At 46.2% G+C, this 21,646-nt stretch carries 16 protein-coding genes; 9 read left to right on the forward strand and 7 right to left on the reverse strand.

Translation table 11 applies throughout. The features are described from left to right. The first annotated feature begins 45 nt into the window (after nucleotides 1–45). The 9 genes from ACHUFZ_RS15515 to ACHUFZ_RS15555 all read left to right on the forward strand — a co-directional run bounded on the left by ACHUFZ_RS15515 (nucleotide 46) and on the right by ACHUFZ_RS15555 (nucleotide 12,636). Entirely contained in the window at nucleotides 46–1,032 is a 987-nt protein-coding gene (locus ACHUFZ_RS15515) for an ABC transporter permease (protein ID WP_394127855.1), read from the forward strand. A 2-nt stretch (nucleotides 1,033–1,034) separates the two neighbouring features. Beyond that, on the forward strand, nucleotides 1,035–2,060 hold the full coding sequence (locus tag ACHUFZ_RS15520) for an ABC transporter permease (protein WP_394127856.1): 1,026 nt from the start codon (nucleotides 1,035–1,037) through the stop codon (nucleotides 2,058–2,060). A 2-nt stretch (nucleotides 2,061–2,062) separates the two neighbouring features. Beyond that, nucleotides 2,063–3,046, forward strand: a complete 984-nt coding sequence (locus ACHUFZ_RS15525; RefSeq protein WP_134836027.1) for an ABC transporter ATP-binding protein — start codon at nucleotides 2,063–2,065, stop codon at nucleotides 3,044–3,046. A gap of 42 nt (nucleotides 3,047–3,088) precedes the next feature. Continuing rightward, entirely contained in the window at nucleotides 3,089–4,084 is a 996-nt protein-coding gene (locus ACHUFZ_RS15530; RefSeq protein ID WP_134836028.1) for an ABC transporter ATP-binding protein, read from the forward strand. Between the two features lie 71 nt (nucleotides 4,085–4,155). Next, nucleotides 4,156–5,880 (forward strand): glycoside hydrolase family 9 protein, encoded by a 1,725-nt coding sequence (locus ACHUFZ_RS15535; protein WP_394127857.1) that lies wholly within the window; start codon nucleotides 4,156–4,158, stop codon nucleotides 5,878–5,880. After that, on the forward strand, nucleotides 5,877–6,752 hold the full coding sequence (locus tag ACHUFZ_RS15540) for a glucosamine kinase nucleotide-binding domain-containing protein (RefSeq protein ID WP_394127858.1): 876 nt from the start codon (nucleotides 5,877–5,879) through the stop codon (nucleotides 6,750–6,752). The genes ACHUFZ_RS15535 and ACHUFZ_RS15540 overlap by 4 nt, the downstream gene beginning before the upstream one ends. An 11-nt stretch (nucleotides 6,753–6,763) precedes the next feature. Further along, on the forward strand, nucleotides 6,764–8,674 hold the full coding sequence (locus tag ACHUFZ_RS15545) for a beta-N-acetylhexosaminidase (protein WP_394127859.1): 1,911 nt from the start codon (nucleotides 6,764–6,766) through the stop codon (nucleotides 8,672–8,674). Nucleotides 8,675–8,761: 87 nt separating this feature from the next. Continuing rightward, entirely contained in the window at nucleotides 8,762–11,170 is a 2,409-nt protein-coding gene (locus ACHUFZ_RS15550; RefSeq protein WP_394127860.1) for a glycoside hydrolase family 94 protein, read from the forward strand. A 53-nt stretch (nucleotides 11,171–11,223) separates the two neighbouring features. Beyond that, nucleotides 11,224–12,636 (forward strand): phosphoglucomutase/phosphomannomutase family protein, encoded by a 1,413-nt coding sequence (locus ACHUFZ_RS15555; protein WP_394127861.1) that lies wholly within the window; start codon nucleotides 11,224–11,226, stop codon nucleotides 12,634–12,636. A 64-nt stretch (nucleotides 12,637–12,700) separates the two neighbouring features. On the opposite strand, the gene ACHUFZ_RS15560 is transcribed toward ACHUFZ_RS15555, so the two are convergent. The 7 genes from ACHUFZ_RS15560 to acnB all read right to left on the reverse strand — a co-directional run bounded on the left by ACHUFZ_RS15560 (nucleotide 12,701) and on the right by acnB (nucleotide 21,613). Next, nucleotides 12,701–13,732: an ABC transporter ATP-binding protein gene (locus ACHUFZ_RS15560; protein ID WP_394127862.1), complete on the reverse strand. Its 1,032-nt coding sequence runs from the start codon at nucleotides 13,730–13,732 to the stop codon at nucleotides 12,701–12,703. Next, complete coding sequence (locus tag ACHUFZ_RS15565; RefSeq protein ID WP_394127863.1) at nucleotides 13,732–15,357, reverse strand: ABC transporter permease; 1,626 nt, start codon at nucleotides 15,355–15,357, stop codon at nucleotides 13,732–13,734. The genes ACHUFZ_RS15560 and ACHUFZ_RS15565 overlap by 1 nt, the downstream gene beginning before the upstream one ends. A gap of 230 nt (nucleotides 15,358–15,587) precedes the next feature. Then, the gene (locus tag ACHUFZ_RS15570; RefSeq protein WP_394127864.1) at nucleotides 15,588–16,604 is read right to left on the reverse strand and encodes a Fe(3+) ABC transporter substrate-binding protein; all 1,017 of its coding nucleotides are present in this window, start codon (nucleotides 16,602–16,604) and stop codon (nucleotides 15,588–15,590) included. Between the two features lie 144 nt (nucleotides 16,605–16,748). Next, entirely contained in the window at nucleotides 16,749–17,978 is a 1,230-nt protein-coding gene (locus ACHUFZ_RS15575) for an ammonium transporter (RefSeq protein WP_394127865.1), read from the reverse strand. Between the two features lie 26 nt (nucleotides 17,979–18,004). After that, on the reverse strand, nucleotides 18,005–18,343 hold the full coding sequence (gene glnK / locus ACHUFZ_RS15580; protein WP_004742633.1) for a P-II family nitrogen regulator: 339 nt from the start codon (nucleotides 18,341–18,343) through the stop codon (nucleotides 18,005–18,007). A gap of 188 nt (nucleotides 18,344–18,531) precedes the next feature. Continuing rightward, nucleotides 18,532–18,903 (reverse strand): YacL family protein, encoded by a 372-nt coding sequence (locus ACHUFZ_RS15585; protein ID WP_394127866.1) that lies wholly within the window; start codon nucleotides 18,901–18,903, stop codon nucleotides 18,532–18,534. Between the two features lie 121 nt (nucleotides 18,904–19,024). Continuing rightward, a complete protein-coding gene (gene acnB / locus ACHUFZ_RS15590; protein ID WP_394127867.1) occupies nucleotides 19,025–21,613 on the reverse strand; it encodes a bifunctional aconitate hydratase 2/2-methylisocitrate dehydratase in 2,589 nt (862 codons plus the stop codon). Between the last annotated feature and the right edge of the window lie 33 nt (nucleotides 21,614–21,646).

The following is a 21,646-nucleotide window of genomic DNA, read 5'->3' on the forward strand; positions in this document are numbered from 1 at the left end:
CTGAAACCAGAAACAGGGAAAATCTGGGTGAGTAAGGTGTGAGTTATGGGTTATTTTTTAAGACGTTTGTCGTTTTACTTTGTCGCGTTATTAGTTGCTGCGACACTAAACTTTATTATTCCTCGTGCGATGCCGGGCGATCCGGTCACCATGATGTTTGCTAACGCTTCGGTACAGGTAACGCCGGAACGTATTGCCGCAATGAAAGAGCTACTAGGCTTTGTTGATGGCGGTCTATTTACACAATATGTTGCCTACATGAAAAACATTTTGAGCTGGGAGCTAGGTACTTCTATCCAGTTCTACCCGCTTTCAGTAAATAAACTACTAGGTGGCGCTTTTGGCTGGTCTCTATTCTTAGCTGGCTCTGCGGTAATTCTGTCTTTCTCGCTAGGTTCAATCCTAGGTATTTTTGCAGCATGGAAACGCGGCAGTAAATACGATGCATTCGTGACTCCAGGCATGCTGATTATCCAAGCCGTACCTCAGGTTGTAATCGCAATGATGGCGCTCTTTATCTTTGCTATCGGCTTAAAATGGTTCCCTACTGGTTATGCCTACACAGCAGGTGTAAGTCCCGATTGGACAAGCTGGGAGTTCTATAAAGACGTTGCTTATCACGCCGTATTGCCGCTTTTCTGTGCGTCTATTATCCAAATCGGCGGCTTCTTGGTAAACATGCGTAATAACATGATCAACCTACTGGCTGAAGACTACATCACCATGGCGAAAGGTAAGGGCCTAAGTGAAAACCGCGTTGTCTTCAACTACGCAGCTCGTAACGCATTACTACCAAGTGTTACCGCTCTATCTATGTCGTTAGGTATGGCAATCGGTGGTCAGCTAATTATCGAAATCATCTTCAACTACCCAGGTCTTGGTACTGTACTACTGAATGCAATCCACGCTCGTGACTACCAGGTTCTTCAGGGCCAGTTAATCATCATGACGCTATTCATGCTGTCGTTTAACCTTATCGCCGACATGCTTTACGTTGTTCTCGATCCTCGCCTTCGTAAGGGAGGGAAATAATTATGAAAGACCTATTCAAACTTATTCTTGGCAACGCATACGCATGTGCAGGCCTAGTGATTGTTTCACTGTTTATCTTTATGGCTCTTGCCGCGCCGCTTATCACTAAGCATGCTCCAGATAAACGTACGGGTAACCCACATGAATACCCAAGCTATATCGTAAAATCGGCTCAAGCTAACCCAGACGGTTGGATCGCTGAAAACCTAGCAACTGACCGCCGCACTATGATCATGTCAAAGAAAGCGGACCACGTTTTAGGTACAAGCCGTATGGGCCGTGACATTTGGTCACAGCTAGTACACGGTGCGCGTATCTCTCTAGGTGTCGGCTTTGGTGCAGGTCTAACTGTATGTTTCTTAGCAACAGTCATCGGTATTTCAGCGGGTTACTTCGGCGGTCGCGTCGATGACGTACTCACTGCTGCGATGAACATCATGCTGGTAATTCCGCAATATCCACTGCTGTTCGTTCTTGCTGCTTTCATCGGTGAAGCAGGCCCACTAACCATTGCCATCATCATTGGCTGTACCTCCTGGGCTTGGGGTGCGAGGGTAATACGCTCTCAGACTCTAGCGCTACGTGAGAAAGAGTTCGTAAAAGCCGCTGAAGTATTAGGCGAGTCTTCATTCCGAATCATCTTCGTTGAGATTCTACCGAACCTAATCCCAATCGTGGGCGCAAGCTTCATTGGTTCAGTAATGTACGCAATTGGTATGGAGTCTATTATTTCATTCCTAGGTCTAGGCGATCCAAGCACTATCAGTTGGGGCATCATGCTGTACAACGTACAAACATCATCTGCAATGCTGATTGGTGCATGGTGGGAAGTTGTTGCACCTTGTATTGCACTAACCATTCTAGTCACTGGCCTAGCACTCCTTAACTTCGCAGTTGATGAAATTGCTAACCCACAACTTCGCTCACACAAAGGTATGAAGCGTTGGAAGAAGCTAGCAGCACAAGACCAAAAAGAGCGTGAGCCAGAACTACCACCTCAAAATGCACTTTGGAGCGGAGATAAATAATCATGACAGCACCACTCATTTCTATCCGCAACTTATGCGTTGACTATATTACAGAAGCGGGCGACGTCCGTGCCTGTAATAATGTGAGCTTTGATATTGCACCAGGCGAAGTTTTCGGCCTAGCAGGCGAGTCAGGCTGTGGTAAATCTACCGTCGCATTCTCACTAATGCGCCTTCACAAGCCGCCAGCATTTATTACTGGTGGCGAGGTAATCTTCAACGGTGAAGATATTCTGAAATACAGCGATGATCGTATGCAGGCGTTCCGCTGGAGTGAGATGTCTATGGTGTTCCAAAGTGCGATGAACGCGCTGAATCCAGTACTGACAATGGAAGACCAATTCTGCGACGTAATCATGCGTCATACCAACATGACTCGCGAGCAAGCTCGTAAGCGCGCTGAAGGTCTATTGGAAATCGTTGATATTCACCCTAGCCGTCTGAATGACTACCCTCACCAGTTCTCTGGTGGTATGCGTCAACGTCTAGTGATTGCGATTGCACTCGCGCTAAACCCGAAAATGATCATCATGGATGAGCCAACTACCGCGCTAGATGTGGTTGTACAACGCGAAATCCTACAAAAGATTTATGCGCTAAAAGAAGAGTTTGGTTTCTCTATCCTATTCATTACTCACGACCTTTCATTGATGGTCGAATTCTCAGACCGCATCGGCATCATGTACTCCGGTGAACTGATTGAAGTCGCTCCATCGAAAGAGATCTTGGAAAGTCCTTTCCACCCATACACTAAAGGTTTGGGTAGTTCTTTCCCTCCATTAACAGGCCCTAAAACTAAGCTAACGGGTATTCCTGGCAACCCTCTAAACCTTTTAGAGGTACCTCAAGGCTGCCGTTTCCAAGCTCGCTGTGACCGCGTTCATGAAGCTTGTACTCGCATCCCAACCCAGCTAAGACAAATTGAGCCAAATCGTTTCTCAAACTGCCACCTATATGGTGAGCCAATCGCTCAAGCGAAGCTCTAGAAAGCGATTGAGAAATAATAATAAAGATTACTGGAGACAATCATGAGCAAAGAATTTGGTGAATTACTAGTCGAGGGAAAAAACCTAATTAAGGATTTTCCAATCAATAGTAATTCCTTACAACAACCTATGATGCGTGCAATTAATGACGTGTCTTTCAAAATGTATAAAAGCCGCGGCCTTGCTGTAGTAGGTGAATCAGGTTCAGGTAAATCGACCACCGCGAAGATGATTGCCAAAATGTACGCACCGACGTCTGGCGCAATCGAATACAAAGGGCGTGATATTCAAAAAATCACCTCGCGTTCTGATGTCATGAACTACCGTGAAGGTGTGCAGATGGTATGGCAGGACCCATTTGGTTCTCTTAACCCAACTCATAACATCTTTCACCATATTTTGCGTCCATTGCTGATCCACAAGAAAGTCGATCCACGCAATAAAAAAGAGCAGGAAGAGCGCGTTTACGATCTACTAGAACAAGTAGGTTTGATCCCGCCAAAAGAGACTGCGCAGAAGTTCCCTCACCAGCTATCTGGTGGTCAGCGTCAGCGTGTCAACCTTGCTCGCAACATCGCTGTTGGCGCAGAAGTGGTATTGGCCGATGAACCGACATCGATGCTTGATGTATCAATCCGTGCAGGTGTTTTAAACCTGATGGAAGAGATGAAGTTTGAAAAGCAGATGTCTCTACTTTACATCACGCACGATATCGCAACCGCACGTTACATCGCTGAAGATCTTTCGGTTATGTATGTGGGTCATATGGTGGAGTGGGGTGACACTGATGAGATCATTCATAACCCTCAACACCCGTACACCCAACTGCTGGTTTCCGCAGTACCGGATCCAAGCAAATCGATCCATGAAAAGCTGAAGGGCAACAAAGGGGAAATCCCTCTTTGGACTCCAGCTTCTGCAGGCTGTCCATTTGCTGGACGCTGCCAACATGCTTCAGACAAGTGTCGTGAACAATTACCAGCAGTCACTCAACTGTCTGATAACCACTTTGTCCGTTGTTACCTATACGAAAATTAATGACCTACGCCAAGAGCTCCGGCTCTTGGCGCTTCTACTAGACCTATAACATATTAATTTCGGAGATTTTGATGCTGCTACTTACTAACCATATTGGTTATGAAGCCCTTGGGCCTAAGCAGGCCGTTTTGATGACGCGTAAGCCACGACTTTCTTCTACCACTGCGCTGTTAGTCTGTGCTGATAGTCATCAAACTGTAGCGTCTTTTAGTATCAATAAGGGTACTAAGGTCGCCAACTGGCACCAAGGGAATTTTTTTCGCATCGAATTCTCCCACTTTGAACAAGTTGGACGTTACTACCTAAGAGTCGACAATTTACGCTCTGAAATCTTTCAGGTAGCTGAAGGCTTACTATTGAAAAATACCTTCTCTGACGTTCTACATTACTTTAAGTCTCAGCGCTGTGGTGGCCGTTTTGACCAACAAGACCGTCAAGCTCCACTGCTTGGCTCAGACAAAACCGCTGACGTACATGGCGGTTGGTATGATGCCTCAGGTGACGTGAGTAAATACCTAAGCCACCTTTCTTACGCGAACTACCTTAACCCGCAACAAATTCCAATGGTTGTATGGAATATGTTTAAAGGTGCCGAGCTCATTAGCGACAATGATAACGTCCCGCTATTTTCTAAAGTTCGCCTGACCGAAGAAGCACTCTTCGGTGCCGACTTCTTAGTCCGCATGCAAGATGAAGCAGGCTTCTTCTATATGACGGTATTCGACAAATGGTCGAAAGACATCAAGCAACGCGAAATCTGTGCCTATGCGACCCAAGAAGGCATTAAGTCGGAAGATTATCAAGCGGCATACCGACAAGGCGGTGGCGTTGCAATTGCAGCTTTAGCCGCTGCAGCACGCCAAGATGAACATGGTGAATACCAGTCTAGTGATTACTTAGATGCCGCAACTCGCGGTTACTGGCACTTAAAAGAGCACAACCATCAGTACTTAAACGACAGTGAAGAGAACATTATCGATGAGTACTGCGCTTTACTCGCTGCCATCGAATTATACAAAAGCACTAACAATGCTGAGTTTTTAACTGAATCTCGCCAATGGAGTGAAAAACTTCAGCAACGCCAACGTAGCGATGAGCAGTTTAACCATTTCTGGTCAGCCAATAGTGATGGCAGTCGTCCATACTATCACGCGGCTGAAGCTGGCTTACCTGTCATAGCCCTATGTGAATACCTCGCGATTGAATCTGATGAGGCGCTTTACGCTGCCGCTCTCAACACAGTCACTCAAGCGCTGCAATTTGAGCTGGCGATAACTTCCCACGTCGCTAACCCATTTGGTTACCCGCGCCAATATGTGAAAGCGGTTGATAGTGATAAGCGTGATGCCTTCTTCGTCGCACACAACAACGAAACTGGTTACTGGTGGCAAGGTGAAAATGCGCGTTTAGGGTCTTTGAGCAGCATGGTTTTCTTTGCCTTGCCATACCTAAAAGATCCGTCGCTGAAACAGCAACTGATGACTTTCTCGCAAGATTGCCTCAACTGGATCTTAGGCTTGAATCCTTACGACATGTGCATGCTTGATGGTCACGGTCATAACAACCCAGATTACTTACCTGATCTAGGCTTCTTTAATGCCAAAGGCGGGGTTTGTAACGGAATCACTGGTGGATTTGAGGATGAAGAAGATATCGCCTTTAACCCGCCTAAACAGAAAGATGACATGCTGCAGAACTGGCGCTGGGGCGAGCAATGGATCCCTCATGGTGCTTGGTATCTGCTGGCAATTCTTAACCACTCTACTTACTTCATTGCTCAAGGAGACAAGTCATGACGCTTTATTATGTAGGCATTGATGGCGGTGGCACTTCTTGTCGCGCACGTATTCGCACTGAAAATGGCGAGTTTATCGGTGAAGCTAAAAGTGGTAGCGCTAATATTTTATTAGGTGTCGATGTCGCTATGGCTTCAATTGTCGACGCTATTACTCAAGCGGCGAAACAGGGTGACCTAAGCGAGTCTGATTTTGGCTCCATGCACGTAGGCCTTGCTTTGGCAGGTGCAGAGCAAAAGTCGGCTTGGCAGCAATTTATGGCTCTGCCTCATCCATTTGCCTCTATGGTTCTTAATACCGACGCTTACGGTGCATGTGTTGGTGCACATAACGGTGACGATGGCGCGATCATGATTGCGGGCACTGGTTCGTGTGGTATTTACCTAGCCAGTGGCACTCAGCACGTTGTCGGCGGCCGAGAGTTCCCAATTTCCGATCAAGGTGGCGGCGCGGTGATGGGCCTTCACCTAATCCAGCAAGTTCTACTCGCACAAGACGATATCATTGAGAAAACACCTCTTTCTCAACATGTAATGGCTCACTTTAACCACGATGTCGACCAAATCGTAGCGTGGTCTAAGAGTGCTCTACCACGCGATTACGGTCAGTTTTCACCAGCGATCTTCCAACATGCCCATCAAGGTGATCCATTAGCGATCAAAATGCTGCAACAAACTGCTGCTGATATAGAAATGTTTCTTGTTGCACTAAACCACAAAGGAGCAACGCGTATCTGTTTGATGGGCAGTATCGCTGAACGAATCAAAGCGTGGTTATCTCCACCCGTACAAGCTTGGGTTGTTGAACCTCAGTTTGATGCGATTGAAGGCGCACTTATGTTTGCAGGCAAGCCTGAACATAACTTGTATTAAGGACGAGAACGATGAGCTACCGCGTTGAACTTGCAGTACTTTCCGAGCAAAAACAATTTTGCCGCTTCGGCCTGACTATTCATAACCTAAGTGACAAGGATTTAACCGACTGGCGCCTGCAATTCATCATTGATCGCTTTATTTTGCCTGACAGTTTTACTCACGGTGAAGTGGTGCAAATTGGTAGTTTCTGCACTGTGCAACCCGATGTTGATTGCCTAGCCGCAAACCAGCATTACTACTGCGAATTTAGCATTAATACCGCACCACTGCGTTTTTACACTGATGGCTTTAAAGATGCTCTGATTCTGGCTGACGGTGGCGAAAATAAATACCCTGTTACCCTAACCCCGATTGCTTTAGCCTCACCTTTCCGTGAACGCAGCGAACTCGCACAGGCTAAACCAAGTGAGTTAGCCTTGATTCCAAAGCCTAATCACATCGAAGTTCAAGATGGCCACTTTCCCCTTACTCACTCAAGCCAGATCACTCTGCAAACATCGCTAGCTGAAAAAGCAGCAACTTGGCTACAACAAGAGCTGACGCAACTTTATGGTTTTACAGCGCCTGCGATTGGTCAAAGTGATATTGTTTATCGCAACAACCCAACACTAGATGAAGGGGAATACCAATTAACGGTCAATAGCTCAGGGGCTCGACTAGAGTCAGGCTCTCGCTCAGGCTTTGTCCATGCAAGCGCGACTCTGATTCAATTAATTCAAGTCGATGAGCAGAACAACCTCTCTATCCCTTATCTTAAAATCGTCGACCGCCCGCGTTTTAAATACCGTGGCATGATGCTGGACTGTGCTCGTCACTTCCATTCACTTGAGATGGTTAAGCGACTGATCAACCAACTGGCTCACTACAAATTTAATACCTTTCACTGGCACCTTACTGATGATGAAGGTTGGCGCATTGAAATCAAATCACTACCAGAACTGACGTCTATCGGCGCTTACCGCGGTACTCAAACAGTACTCGAACCGCAATACAGTCATTTAGCGGATGTGTACGGAGGCTATTACAGCCAGGAAGAGATCAAAGAAGTGATCGCCTATGCGGAAGAGCGAGGCATTAACGTCATCCCAGAGATCGATATCCCCGGCCACTGCCGCGCAGCGATCAAATCACTACCTGAGCTACTCGCGGATCTAGAAGATCGCTCTCAATACCGCAGTATTCAGCACTACAACGACAATGTGCTCTCTCCAGCACTACCAGGTACTTACCTGTTCTTAGATAAAGTATTGGAAGAAGTGGCTGAATTATTCCCTTCTACTTGGATTCATATCGGCGCAGATGAAGTGCCTGATGGAGTTTGGCTAGAAAGCCCGGCCTGCCAAGCCTTGATGAAGCAAGAAGGCTACCAAAGTGCCAAAGAGCTTCAGGGCCACCTCCTTCGCTATGCAGAGAAAAAACTTCGTTCACTGGGCAAGCGTATGGTCGGCTGGGAAGAAGCGCAACATGGCGACAAGGTCAGTAAAGATACGGTGATTTATTCATGGCTTAGCGAAGAAGCGGCACTTAACTGTGCAAAACAAGGCTTTGATGTGATCTTGCAGCCAGGTCAGTCAACGTATCTAGATATGACTCAAGACTATAGTCCGGAAGAGCCTGGGGTCGATTGGGCCGCGGTGATTCCGTTAGAAAACGCATATCGCTATGAACCACTGGCTCAGGTTCCTGAACATGACCCAATTCGTAAACGTATTTTAGGCATTCAATGTGCCTTATGGAGTGAGATTGTCACTAACCAATCTCGCATGGATTACATGATTTTCCCAAGATTGACCGCCATGGCAGAAGCCTGTTGGACCGAAAAGCCAGCGCGGGATTGGGAAGATTATCTATCACGGTTGAAGAGTCATTTAGCTCTACTTGATAAACAAGAGATTGAATACCGCCAACCGTGGAAATAACAACTGAGCGAATGGTGTTCATTCGCAGTTTTCACTAGCTTAAAGTTTTGGCTACCCCACTGGTAGCTTGGTAAAAAGGAAATTAACATGAAATACGGCTATTTCGATAACGACAATCGCGAATACGTCATTACTCGCCCTGACGTCCCTGCGCCATGGACTAACTACTTAGGCACAGAAAAGTTCTGTACCGTTATCTCACACAACGCTGGGGGTTACTCTTTCTACAACTCTCCAGAGTATAACCGTGTTACTAAGTTCCGTCCGAACGCAACGTTTGACCGCCCTGGACACTATGTCTACCTACGTGATGATGAAACTGGTGATTACTGGTCAATCTCTTGGCAGCCAGTTGCAAAGAGCTTAGACGAGGCAAGCTACGAAGTTCGTCACGGTCTTTCTTACTCAAAATTCAAATGCGACTACAGTGGTATCTCGGCAACGAAAACACTGTTCGTGCCTAAAGGTGAAGACGCAGAAGTATGGGATGTAGTGATTAAGAACACGTCCGACAAGCCACGTACAATCAGTGCGTTCTCATTTGTAGAGTTCTCATTTAGCCACATTCAATCTGATAACCAAAACCATCAGATGTCTCTTTACTCTGCGGGGACTGAGTACCGTGAAGGCGTGATCGAATACGACCTTTACTACAACACCAATGACTTTGAAGGTTTCTACTACCTAGCTTCAACATTTAGCCCAGACTCATACGACGGCCAGCGCGATAGCTTCTTAGGTCTATACCGCGATGAAGCAAACCCGATCGCAGTAGAGCAAGGTAAGTGTTCAAACACAGCGCAAACTTGTTACAACCATTGTGGTTCACTACACAAGCAGTTCACTATCCAGCCAGGTGAAGAAGTACGCTTTGCTTACATTCTAGGTATCGGTAAAGGCAATGGTGAGCGCCTACGCGAGAAGTACCAAGATCTTGCTAATGTTGATGCTGCATTTGCTGGCATTAAGCAGCACTGGAACGAGCGTTGTGAGAAATTCCAAGTGAAATCTCCAAACGAAGGTCTAGATACCATGATCAATGCTTGGACTCTTTACCAAGCCGAAACTTGTGTCGTGTGGTCTCGTTTTGCATCATTCATCGAAGTCGGCGGTCGTACTGGTCTTGGCTACCGCGATACGGCGCAAGATGCAATCTCAGTGCCTCATGCGAACCCAGCAATGACTCGCAAGCGTATCGTTGACCTACTACGTGGCCAGGTGAAAGCGGGTTACGGTCTACACCTATTTGATCCAGACTGGTTCGATCCAGAGAAAGCGGATGTCGAACCCTCTAAATCTCCAACCGTTGTTCCTACGCCATCTGACGATGACAAGATCCACGGTATTGAAGACACCTGTTCTGATGACCATCTATGGTTAGTTCCAACGATCTGTAAGTACGTGATGGAAACAGGCGAACACAGCTTCTTTGATGAAGTCATTCCATACGCAGACGGCGGCGATGCCTCTGTCTATGAACATATGAAAGCAGCGCTAGATTTCTCAGCTGAGTACGTAGGCCAAACCGGTATCTGTAAAGGTCTTCGCGCAGACTGGAATGACTGTCTAAACCTAGGTGGTGGTGAATCATCAATGGTTTCATTCCTACATTTCTGGGCTCTACAAGAGTTTATCGACCTAGCTAAGTTCCTTGGTAAAGACCAAGATGTCGCTAAGTACACTGAAATGGCAGCGAACGTTCGTGAAGCGTGTGAAAGTCACCTTTGGGATGACGAAGGCGGCTGGTACATCCGTGGTCTGACTAAAGATGGCGATAAGATCGGTACTGCGCAGCAAGCGGAAGGTCGTGTACACCTAGAGTCAAACACTCTAGCAGTTCTTTCTGGTGCAGTTTCTCAAGAGCGTGGCGAGAAAGCGATGGATGCAGTAGACGAGAACCTATTCTCTGAATATGGCCTACACCTAAACTCTCCATCATTTGCAACACCAAACGATGATATTGGTTTTGTAACTCGCGTATACCAAGGCGTAAAAGAGAACGGCGCGATCTTCTCACACCCTAACCCATGGGCATGGGTTGCTGAGGCGAAGCTTGGTCGTGGTGACCGTGCAATGAAGTTCTACGATGCACTTAACCCATACAACCAAAATGACATCATCGAAAAACGTATCGCAGAACCATACTCATACGTTCAGTTCATCATGGGTCGCGATCACCAAGACCATGGTCGTGCAAACCACCCTTGGCTAACGGGTACATCTGGCTGGGCATACTTTGCGGTAACCAACTTTATTCTTGGTGTACGTACAGGCTTCGATGGTCTGACGATTGACCCATGTATCCCAACGGATTGGCCTGGTTTCGAGGTAACTCGTCAATGGCTAGGCGCGACTTACAACATCAAGGTTGAGAACCCAAGTTCAGTGAGCAAAGGCGTTAAATCAATCACTGTTAACGGTGAACTTATCACAGGTAATGCTGTTCCAGTTCAAGCTGATGGCAGTATCAACGACGTAGTTGTTGTATTAGGTTAATTGTCAGCAGAGCCTCTTCACAGAGGCTCTTTGTTTACTTAAAGGATTAAACCATGATTAAGTTCGGAACAGGTGGCTGGCGCGCATTTATCGGCGAAGAGTTTACCAAAGACAATGTCCAACTGGTTGCCCAAGCACTGGCTAACATCATTAACAACGAAAACGTGGCAGATAAAGGCTTCGTGGTCGGTTATGATCGCCGTTTTTTGTCAGATAAAGCTGGCCGCTGGTTTACAGAAGTTCTCGCGGCAAATGCCATCAAAGTCAGCTTTATTGATAAGTTCGTCCCAACCCCTATCGTGATGTTCAAAGCCAAAGAGATGGGCTGTGCCTACTCTGCCTGTATTACCGCTTCCCACAACCCGGCCGACTACAACGGTATTAAGGTTTTTATTGAAGGTGGCCGTGACGCAGATGAGATCATCACAGAAAAGATCGAAACTCAAATCGCTCAACTAACGCTAGCTAAAGTAAAATCGGTCGAATTTGAACAAGCGGTTGAAGATAAGCTGGTTGAAGTGATTAACCCAATGAACGAGTTTGTTGACTCGATCATTGACTTCATTGATATCGAATCAATCAAAAAGGCTAACTTGCGCGTCCTGATCGACCCAATGTTTGGTGTAGCGAAAAACGCACTACAGACAGTACTGATCAATGGTCGTTGTGATGTTGACGTGATCAACGACGGTAAGAACCCAGACTTTGGTGGCTTAATGCCATCCCCAAGCGCAGCAACACTGTACCGCTTAAAACACCTCGTCGCGGCTGAAGGCTACGATATTGGTATTGGTACTGATGGCGACGCTGACCGTCTAGGGATCATCGATGAAAAAGGTAACTTCATTCACCCAAATGAAGTGCTAATGCTACTTTACTACTACCTACTTGAGTACAAAGGCTGGAAAGGTTCTGTGGTACGTAATATTGCCACTACGCATATTCTCGACAAGATCGCTGAAGATCATGGCGAGAAATCTTTCGAGGTGCCGGTTGGCTTTAAACACATTAGCTCGCAGATGGAAGCAGACGATTCACTGATTGGTGGTGAGAGTTCTGGTGGCCTAACGATTCGCGGTCATATCAAAGGTAAAGATGGGGTGTTTGCTTCAAGCCTACTGGTAGAGATGCTATCTGTGACAGGTAAGAAGCTGTCTGAGCTGCTTGATGAGATCTACGGTAAATATGATTACGCCTATACCGCAGAAGGTGACTGTACCTTTAAACCTGCCCAGAAAGAAACGCTGTACAACCGTATCTATGTTGAAAAGCAATTACCTGAGTTTGAATATGAGATCGACAAGGTTAGCTACGACGACGGTGCCAAAGTGTACTTCAAAAACGGTGGCTGGGTGATCGCTCGTTTCTCTGGCACTGAGCCACTGCTGCGTATCTTTGCTGAAATGGCGGATAAAGAGACAGCAGAGACAGTTGTTCAGCAAGTGAAAGGCTTTTTACAGCTATAGTCTCACTAGACTTAATTTGGAACTAAAAAGCCCGGTATGGATTGCATACCGGGCTTTTTTATCTTTAGAAGGCTAGAACACCTTGAGTTTCTACCTTAACGGACACCTGCTGGCCAATCGTTAATGGTTCAGCCGAGCTTGCTAATAGACGACTGCCGCTGGCATCAATCACATAACGGCAATGATCGCCCATAAACTGCTGTTCGAGCACTGTCACTGTACTCTCTTCTGCCGCACTAATTTGCACGTGCTGTGGACGCAGTAATAACTCACACTGATCGCCAATTTGAATCTGCTGCTGAGCAGTTGCCTCAACCAAGCCCAGCTCAGTTTCAAACTCTGACTCTGATGAACGGATTGCACTTAAGTAGCTGCCGCCACCTAAGAAGTCAGCAACAAACTTACTTGATGGCTGGTAGTAAAGCTCACTTGCCGTACCATATTGCTCGATGACACCGTGGTTCATTACCGCCATTTTATCGGCAAACGCAAACGCTTCTTCACGGCTGTGAGTAACAAAAATAGCCGTCACCCCCTGCTTCTTAAAGATCTTGCGGATCTCACCAATCAGCTCATGACGCACTTGAGTATCAATGTTGGAAAATGGTTCATCCAGTAGCAGTAAGTCAGGCTTATACGCCAGTGAACGGGCAATCGCGACACGTTGCTGTTGGCCACCGGAAAGCTGGTGAGGGTAACGATCTGCATAACCGGATAGATGCACTAACTCTAGCATCTCGGCAACTTTGGCGTTTTTATCAGCCACAGAAACATCACGTAGACCGAAAGCGACGTTTTCCGCCACAGTCAGATGAGGGAATAGCGCATAATCTTGGAAGATCATACCGATATTACGTTGTTCCGGCGGTAACCAGTTCGCTCCATCATCGATCATCATGCAGTTCAAGCTCATAGTACCTGAGCTTAATGGCAATAAACCTGCGATGGCTTTAAGTAAGGTTGTCTTACCACAACCACTCGCACCAAGCAGACAAACAATCTCACCTTGAACCACTTCGAGTGACAAAGATTCTAAAACCGTTGTCTGCTCGTCGTATTTACACGTTAAGTTATTAATGGATAGTGCACAGCTCATTAGTGGGAATGCTCCAAAGAACGGTTAACAATGACTAACGGAACTAAACCAACTAACACAAGCAGAACCGCTGGCATCGCAGCCAGTTCCAGATGCTCATCAGAGGCAAAGTTATAAACGTACGTAGCCAAGGTTTCAAAGTTAAAAGGTCTTAGCAATAATGCCGCATTAAGCTCTTTCATTGACTCGATAAAAACAAGTAAGCCGGCGATCAAAGCACCACGACGAACCAATGGAAAGTGAATGCGCCATAACATGGAATTAGCGTTACAACCCATGGTGCGTGAAGCCATATCCAGTGAAGGAGAGACTTTACTCAAGCTACTTTCAATACTACCAATCGCTACCGCAGAAAAGCGCACTACCATGGCAAAAATCAGTGCGAACATTGAGCCGGAGAAAATCAGCCCCGGTCTTCCCCAGTCCATCCACTTGGCAATATCATTCACCAAATGGTCCATAAACAGCACTGGAACCATGACACCAATCGCTAGGACAGTTCCTGGAACAGCATAGCCCATCGATGAAATACGCATAAATGCCAAACTTCTGCGGCCCGGATTTACTCGCTGGCAGAAGTTCACGATTAGCGCAACGAAGACACCAATAATCGCCGCAGTAAACGAAACATATAAGCTATTCAGCGCATACTCACGAAACTCTGCAGTCCAACTTTGGGCAAAATACTTGTACGCATAGATAACGAGCTGGCCAAGCGGGAAAATAAAGGCGATACAAACTAAGCCCCAGCACCAAGAAACTGCGAACCACTTTCGCCACCCAACCAGCACATAACGAAAATCTTCACGGCTGCTGAATTGATTTTGGAATAGCTTCTGCTTGCGGCGGCTGTATCTCTCGGAGCTAAGCAGCAAAATAACCACCACCAGCATAATCGCAGAGATCTTAGCGGCAGCAGTCAAACTCGAATAGCCCAGCCAGGTATCATAAACAGCGGTGGTTAGCGTATTCACCGCAAAGTAACTGACCGTACCAAAGTCACCAATGGTTTCCATAGCAACCAGAGAAAGACCAACGGCAATCGAAGGACGAACTAAAGGCAGTGAGATGCGGCGAAAACTCTCCCACGGAGAGCATTTCAACAGACGAGCTGACTGCAGCAATGAGACGTTTTGCTCCATAAACGCAGCACGACATAGTAAATAGACGTACGGGTACAACACTAACGACAAGACGATGATCGCGCCGCTAATGGTACGAATATCTGGGAACCAATACTCACCAGGCCCCCACCCAGTCAAATCACGCAATAGGATTTGAATCGGTCCTGCAAAATCAAACCAGTCTGTGAAAATATAACCGACGATATAGCCAGGCATCGCCAGAGGAAGCACCAATGCCCATTGCAGTACTTTCTCACCGGGAATACGACACATCGCCATAATCCATGCCGAAGGAATACCGAGAATAAGAGAAAGCGCCATAGTGCCTAACACGAGGACAACCGTATTGTAGGCATAGGTGGGCATCACTGTGGACATCAAATGAGAGAAGAGCTCATTTGTTTCGCCAACAGCGGTGGTGAATATTGCTAAGATCGGCAAAACCAGTAGCACAGCTAAAGCTCCGCTACTGGTTTTCCATAAGTAATTCTTTTCTTTCATCGCCTAATTACAACGAGGCAGTATGAAATATAAATGCGTTTGCAAATACATCTCATATCCCTTTGATAGTCTAGGGGTATTTATACCGATATACGTAAGTGACTTCAAGGTACACTGAGCATTAGCGTGCAATGGAAGTGTTTCAGTATAAAACAAACAACCCCAAGTGCCTTAAATTTAGACAGCTTGAGGTTGTACTCTAATCGGTCAAAGACCCATTATTAAGACTATTATAGGTCGAATTTAACTTCGTCTAGAAGTTTAATTGCCGCTTCGTGGTGATCAGCAATCGCATCTAGAGAGATAGTGTCTGCTTTGAACTCACCCCAAGAAGCTACTAGCTCAGAAGGTTTAACGTCAGCTTTCACTGGGTATTCGTAGTTAACTTCTGCGTACATGCTTTGAGCTGTGCTGCCTGCTAGGAATTCCATTAGCTTAACTGCGTTCTCTTTGTTAGGAGAGTACTTAGCCATCGCCATACCAGAGATATTTACGTGAGTACCTGTTGTCTCTTGGTTAGGGAAGTTAATGTATACCGCGTCAGCCCAAGCTTTCTGCTCTTTATCGTTAACCATCTTACCTAGGTAGTAGCTGTTACCAAGAGAAACGTCACATAGACCTTCTTTGATCGCTTTAACCTGTGCACGGTCGTTACCTTGAGGTTTACGAGCTAGGTTTGCTTTCACGCCTTCTAGCCACTCTTTCGTTTCCGCTTCGCCTTTGTGAGCGATCATCGCAGAAACTAGAGATACGTTGTATGGGTGCTTACCGCTACGAGTACAGATCTTACCTTTGAACTCAGGCTTAGCTAGGTCTGCGTATGTGAAGTCTTCACCTAGACGACCAACACGGTCACGTGAAGAGTAAACGCTACGAGTACGAGTTGTTAGAGCGAACCATTCATTGTCAGTGTCTTGGTACTGAGCTGGGATGTTTTTCTCAAGAACGTCGCTTTCTACCGCTTGAACTAGGTCTTTCTTAGTTAGCTCAGATAGACGGCTGATGTCTACTGTTAGAATAACGTCAGCTGGGCTGTATTCGCCTTCTTGAGCTAGCTTCTCTGCTAGACCTTTTTTTGCAAACTTAACGTTTACTTTAATACCAGTTTCTTTAGTGAACTCGTTGAACATAGGCTCAACTAGGAAAGGTTGGCGGTAAGAGTATACGTTCACTTCTTCTGCAGCGATTGCCGCTGTTGGTGCAATTGTCGCACACGCTAATGCAGAAAGAGTTAGCAGTTTTTTCATTGGTTCAGTCCTTTAACATCGTAATGATAACGTTTATCAGTTGCGTTATTATATTCATCATAATTTAGAAAACAATGACTAGGAACAAAAAAACCTGCTCAGATGAGCAGGTTTTTGCCTTAGAAATATGTAACAGCTTGTAAATTATTTCACCGTTACAAACTCAGGATAAGCGCCAACACCACAATCATGCATATCCATACCTTCCATCTCTTCGTCTTCAGAAACTCGAATCCCTACAGTCGCCTTAAGGATAGCCCACACCACTAAGCTTGCACCAAATACCCAAGCAAAGATCACTGCCGCACCAAGTAGCTGAGCGCCAAATGTCGCATCTGCATTGCTTAGCGGCACAACCATTAGGCCGAAGAAACCACACACACCGTGAACTGAAATCGCACCGACTGGATCATCAATCTTAATCTTATCTAAGCCAATGATGCTAAATACCACTAGTGCACCAGCAACCGAACCAATGGCAACAGCATATAGCGGTGATGGTGATAGAGGGTCTGCAGTGATTGCAACAAGACCCGCTAACGCACCGTTTAGAATCATAGTTAAATCAGCTTTACCCCAAGTCGTTTTACATACCAGTAGCGCTGCAATTGCACCTGCTGCTGCTGCTGCGTTTGTGTTGAGGAAGATTTGACCAACTGCTGTTGCGTTCTCAAAGTCAGAAACCATTAGCTGAGAGCCGCCGTTAAAACCAAACCAACCGAACCACAAGATAAATGTACCTAGCGTAGCAAGTGGCATGTTTGAACCAGGAATTGGGTAAATTTCACCATTCTTACCATATTTACCTTTGCGAGCACCCAGCAGTAGGACACCTGCTAGCGCTGCCGCTGCACCAGCCATGTGAACGATACCTGAGCCAGCAAAATCACTGAAGCCTGCTTGTGATAGGAAACCACCACCCCAAGTCCAGTAACCTTCCATAGGGTAGATAAACGCCGTTAGAACGGCAGAGAAGATTAGGAACGACCAAAGCTTCATACGTTCAGCTACTGCGCCAGATACCACTGACATTGCTGTTGCCACGAATACCACTTGGAAGAAGAAGTCAGATTCAAGCGAGTGGTCTGCGCCCTCACCTTGAGTACCGATCAGTGCACCAAACGATGGTAGCCAACTGCTGTCACCGTTATCGACATACATGATGTTGTAGCCAACAATCAGGTACATAGTACAAGCAATCGCGTATAGGCAGATGTTTTTAGTCAAGATCTCGGTTGTATTTTTTGAGCGAACTAGGCCTGCTTCTAACATTGCAAAACCCGCGGCCATCCACATTACTAACGCACCTGAAATGAGAAAGAAAAAAGTGTCTAGTGCGTAACGTAACTCAGTTACTGTTGTTGATAATTCCATCTTATTGTCTCCAGTCCTTTGAATTCTTATAGCGCTTCAGCGTCCATTTCACCGGTACGAATACGTACTGCTTGGCTAAGGTCATAAACGAAGATTTTACCGTCACCAATTTTCCCGGTGTGCGCAGCTTTAGATACTGCTTCAATCACTCGATCAACATTTTCGGCTTGAGTGGCAATCTCTAGTTTTACTTTTGGTAAGAAGTCCACTTGATACTCGGCACCACGGTAAAGTTCTGTGTGCCCTTTCTGACGGCCAAAACCTTTTACCTCTGAGACCGTCATACCCTCGATCCCTACATCAGCCAAAGCTTCTCTCACATCATCTAATTTAAACGGTTTAATAATCGCATTAATAAGTTTCATCGCATCCTCTCTACAAGCTGTCATCCTTTTGTCTTATACAATCCAAGGTGCGTGCCAAGTTTCTATCTTATTGATTTAAATAAAGAACACATTTATAGAACAACATAAAAACAAAAAGGGCGCACCATATTGGTGCGCCCTTTTCACAACATTAAAGCAACATAACTAACGTTCACCAATTAAGTGCACTACTTAGTCGTTAGAAACGTTTTCCACTGTTCAATAAGATCTTCGAAATCGTCAATGCCGCAGCTCGCGGTACTTTCACTGTCGTAAAAGTCAAACTCACTGCCGGCATCCATCTCTTGACCGTGGCCCAGCACATTCTCTTGCACAATAATCTCGTCACCTTGAGCATTGAGTGAAATCTCAGCTCCGACAAGCGTGTGTTCTAATTGAGGTGCTTGGCGGACTTGCTCAAGCAGATTTTCTACTTGTTCGATTTTTTGCCAATCCTTGCCAATTTCTTCTTGTAGCCAGCGACCTACAATCTCGTGTCCCATGCTCGATTTAACATAGTATTCGCCCATTAATGTGTTTCTAATAAACTCGAATTCCATAGGCTCGCCCTGCTCAAATAATTTGCCGCGCAGTATATAGAGTTCAATTCGAAAGCACAAAAAAAGCGCCTACCAAAGTAGACGCTCTTAAATCTATACCTCAATCAAATATGACAAGGAATTATGCTGGCTCTTGGAAAATAACCGTATCCGCTTTCTCCGTGTACTGACCCATCTTATGGAAGTTCAGGTAACGGTAAGTATCCGCTGCCGTCGCATCAATCTTCTGCGCGTACTCTAAGTACTCTTCTTTAGTCGGGATACGACCTAAGATAGCACCCACTGCAGAAAGCTCTGCAGACGCTAGATAAACGTTGGCACCTGTACCTAGACGGTTCGGGAAGTTACGCGTTGATGTAGACATTACAGTCGCTTTGTCTGCTACGCGTGCTTGGTTACCCATACATAGAGAACAACCTGGAGTTTCAATACGAACCCCAGCACGGCCAAAGATACCGTAGTAACCTTCTTCCGTTAGCTGGTCTTTATCCATCTTAGTTGGTGGCGCAACCCATAGGCGAGTGCTTAGAGAGCCATTGAACTCTTCTAGCATCTTACCTGCTGCACGGAAGTGACCAATGTTGGTCATACAAGAACCGATGAACACTTCTTGAATCTCTGTACCTTGAACTTCAGACAGTAGACGCGCGTCATCAGGATCGTTTGGCGCACATAGTACTGGTTCAGTGATATCAGCAAGATCAATCTCAATGACATGCGCGTATTCTGCGTCGGCATCTGCAGAAAGAAGTTCAGGGGTTGCTAACCACTCTTCCATTGCCTTGATACGACGTTCAATCGTACGCACGTCACCGTAACCTTCTGCGATCATCCACTTAAGCATAGTGATGTTCGAGTTTAGGTACTCTTCGATAGACTCTTGAGATAGCTTAACGGTACAGCCCGCAGCAGAACGCTCTGCCGATGCATCTGACAGCTCAAACGCTTGCTCAACAGAAAGGTGCTCAACACCTTCAATCTCTAGGACACGGCCAGAGAATTCGTTGATCTTACCTGCTTTCTCTACAGTTAATAGACCTTGCTTGATGCCGTATAGTGGAATCGCATGTACTAGGTCACGTAGCGTGATACCAGGCTGCATTTCACCTTTAAAGCGAACCAAGATTGATTCTGGCATATCAAGCGGCATAACACCTGTCGCGGCAGCAAATGCCACCAGACCAGAACCAGCAGGGAACGAAATACCTAGTGGGAAACGAGTATGCGAGTCACCACCTGTACCTACTGTATCAGGCAGAAGCATACGGTTTAGCCATGAGTGAATAACACCATCGCCCGGACGCAATGAAACACCGCCACGGTTCATGATGAAATCAGGTAGTGTGTGGTGAGTATTAACGTCAACTGGCTTAGGATACGCAGAGGTATGACAGAAAGACTGCATTACTAGATCTGCTGAGAAACCTAGACACGCAAGGTCTTTTAGTTCATCACGCGTCATAGGACCGGTTGTATCCTGAGAACCTACCGTTGCCATCTTCGGCTCACAGTATTGACCTGCACGCACGCCTTCTACACCACATGCTTTACCAACCATCTTCTGAGCTAGTGTGTAGCCCTTATCGGAAGCTGATGGGTCAACAGGCTTAGCAAATAGATCGGTTTCTTCTAGACCAAGAGAGGTACGAGCACGGCTTGTTAGGCCACGACCGATGATCAGTGGGATACGACCACCAGCACGTACTTCATCAAGTAGTACTTTGCTCAATTCAAAGCTTGAGATCTCTGCGCTATCTTTACGTACCACACCTTCGTATGGGTAGATGTCAATTACATCGCCCATGTTCATGTCTTGTACATTCAATTCGATTGGTAGTGCACCCGAATCTTCCATTGTGTTGTAGAAGATTGGCGCAATCTTACCGCCTAGACACACACCACCAGTACGTTTGTTCGGTACGTATGGGATATCTTCACCCATAAACCACAATACTGAGTTTGTCGCAGATTTACGTGAAGAACCTGTACCAACGACATCACCTACGTAAGCAAGTGGGATACCGTCTTTTTGTAGTTCTTCGATTTGTTTGATTGGACCAACATTACCTGCATCATCAGGGTTAATGCCATCACGCTCCATCTTCAGCATCGCTTTCGCGTGCACTGGAATATCAGGACGAGACCAAGCATCTGGTGCTGGAGATAGGTCATCAGTGTTGGTTTCACCAGTGACTTTAAATACTTTAACCGTGATCTTTTCTGCAACTTTTTCTTTCGCAGTAAACCACTCAGCGTCAGCCCAAGATTGTAGGACTTGTTGTGCGTAGCTATTGCCTGCTTTCGCTTTCTCTTCTACGTCGTAGAAAGCATCAAACATCAGTAGCGTATGAGATAACGCTTTTACAGAAATAGGTGCAAGTAGTTCATCATCTAAGAACTCAACAAGCGGTGCGATATTGTAACCGCCTTGCATCGTACCTAGTAATTCAGCTGCTTTTTCACGGCTCACAAGCGGTGATTCCACTTCACCTTTTGCAACTGCCGTCAAGAAACCTGCTTTTACGTATGCAGCTTCATCAACACCAGGTGGGATTCGATTCTCTAGTAGGTCAAGAATAAATGCTTCTTCACCTTGAGGGGGATTTTTAAGAAGTTCAACTAGGCCAGCAACTTGCTCAGCATCTAGCGGTTTAGGAACAACTCCTTCGGCAGCACGCTCTGCGACGTGTTTACGGTAGGCTTCAAGCACGACTTTTTTCCTCTCATTGCGGTTCCTCCCTCT

The organism is Vibrio hepatarius (genome assembly GCF_043642085.1).
Lineage (GTDB): Bacteria > Pseudomonadota > Gammaproteobacteria > Enterobacterales > Vibrionaceae > Vibrio > Vibrio hepatarius_C.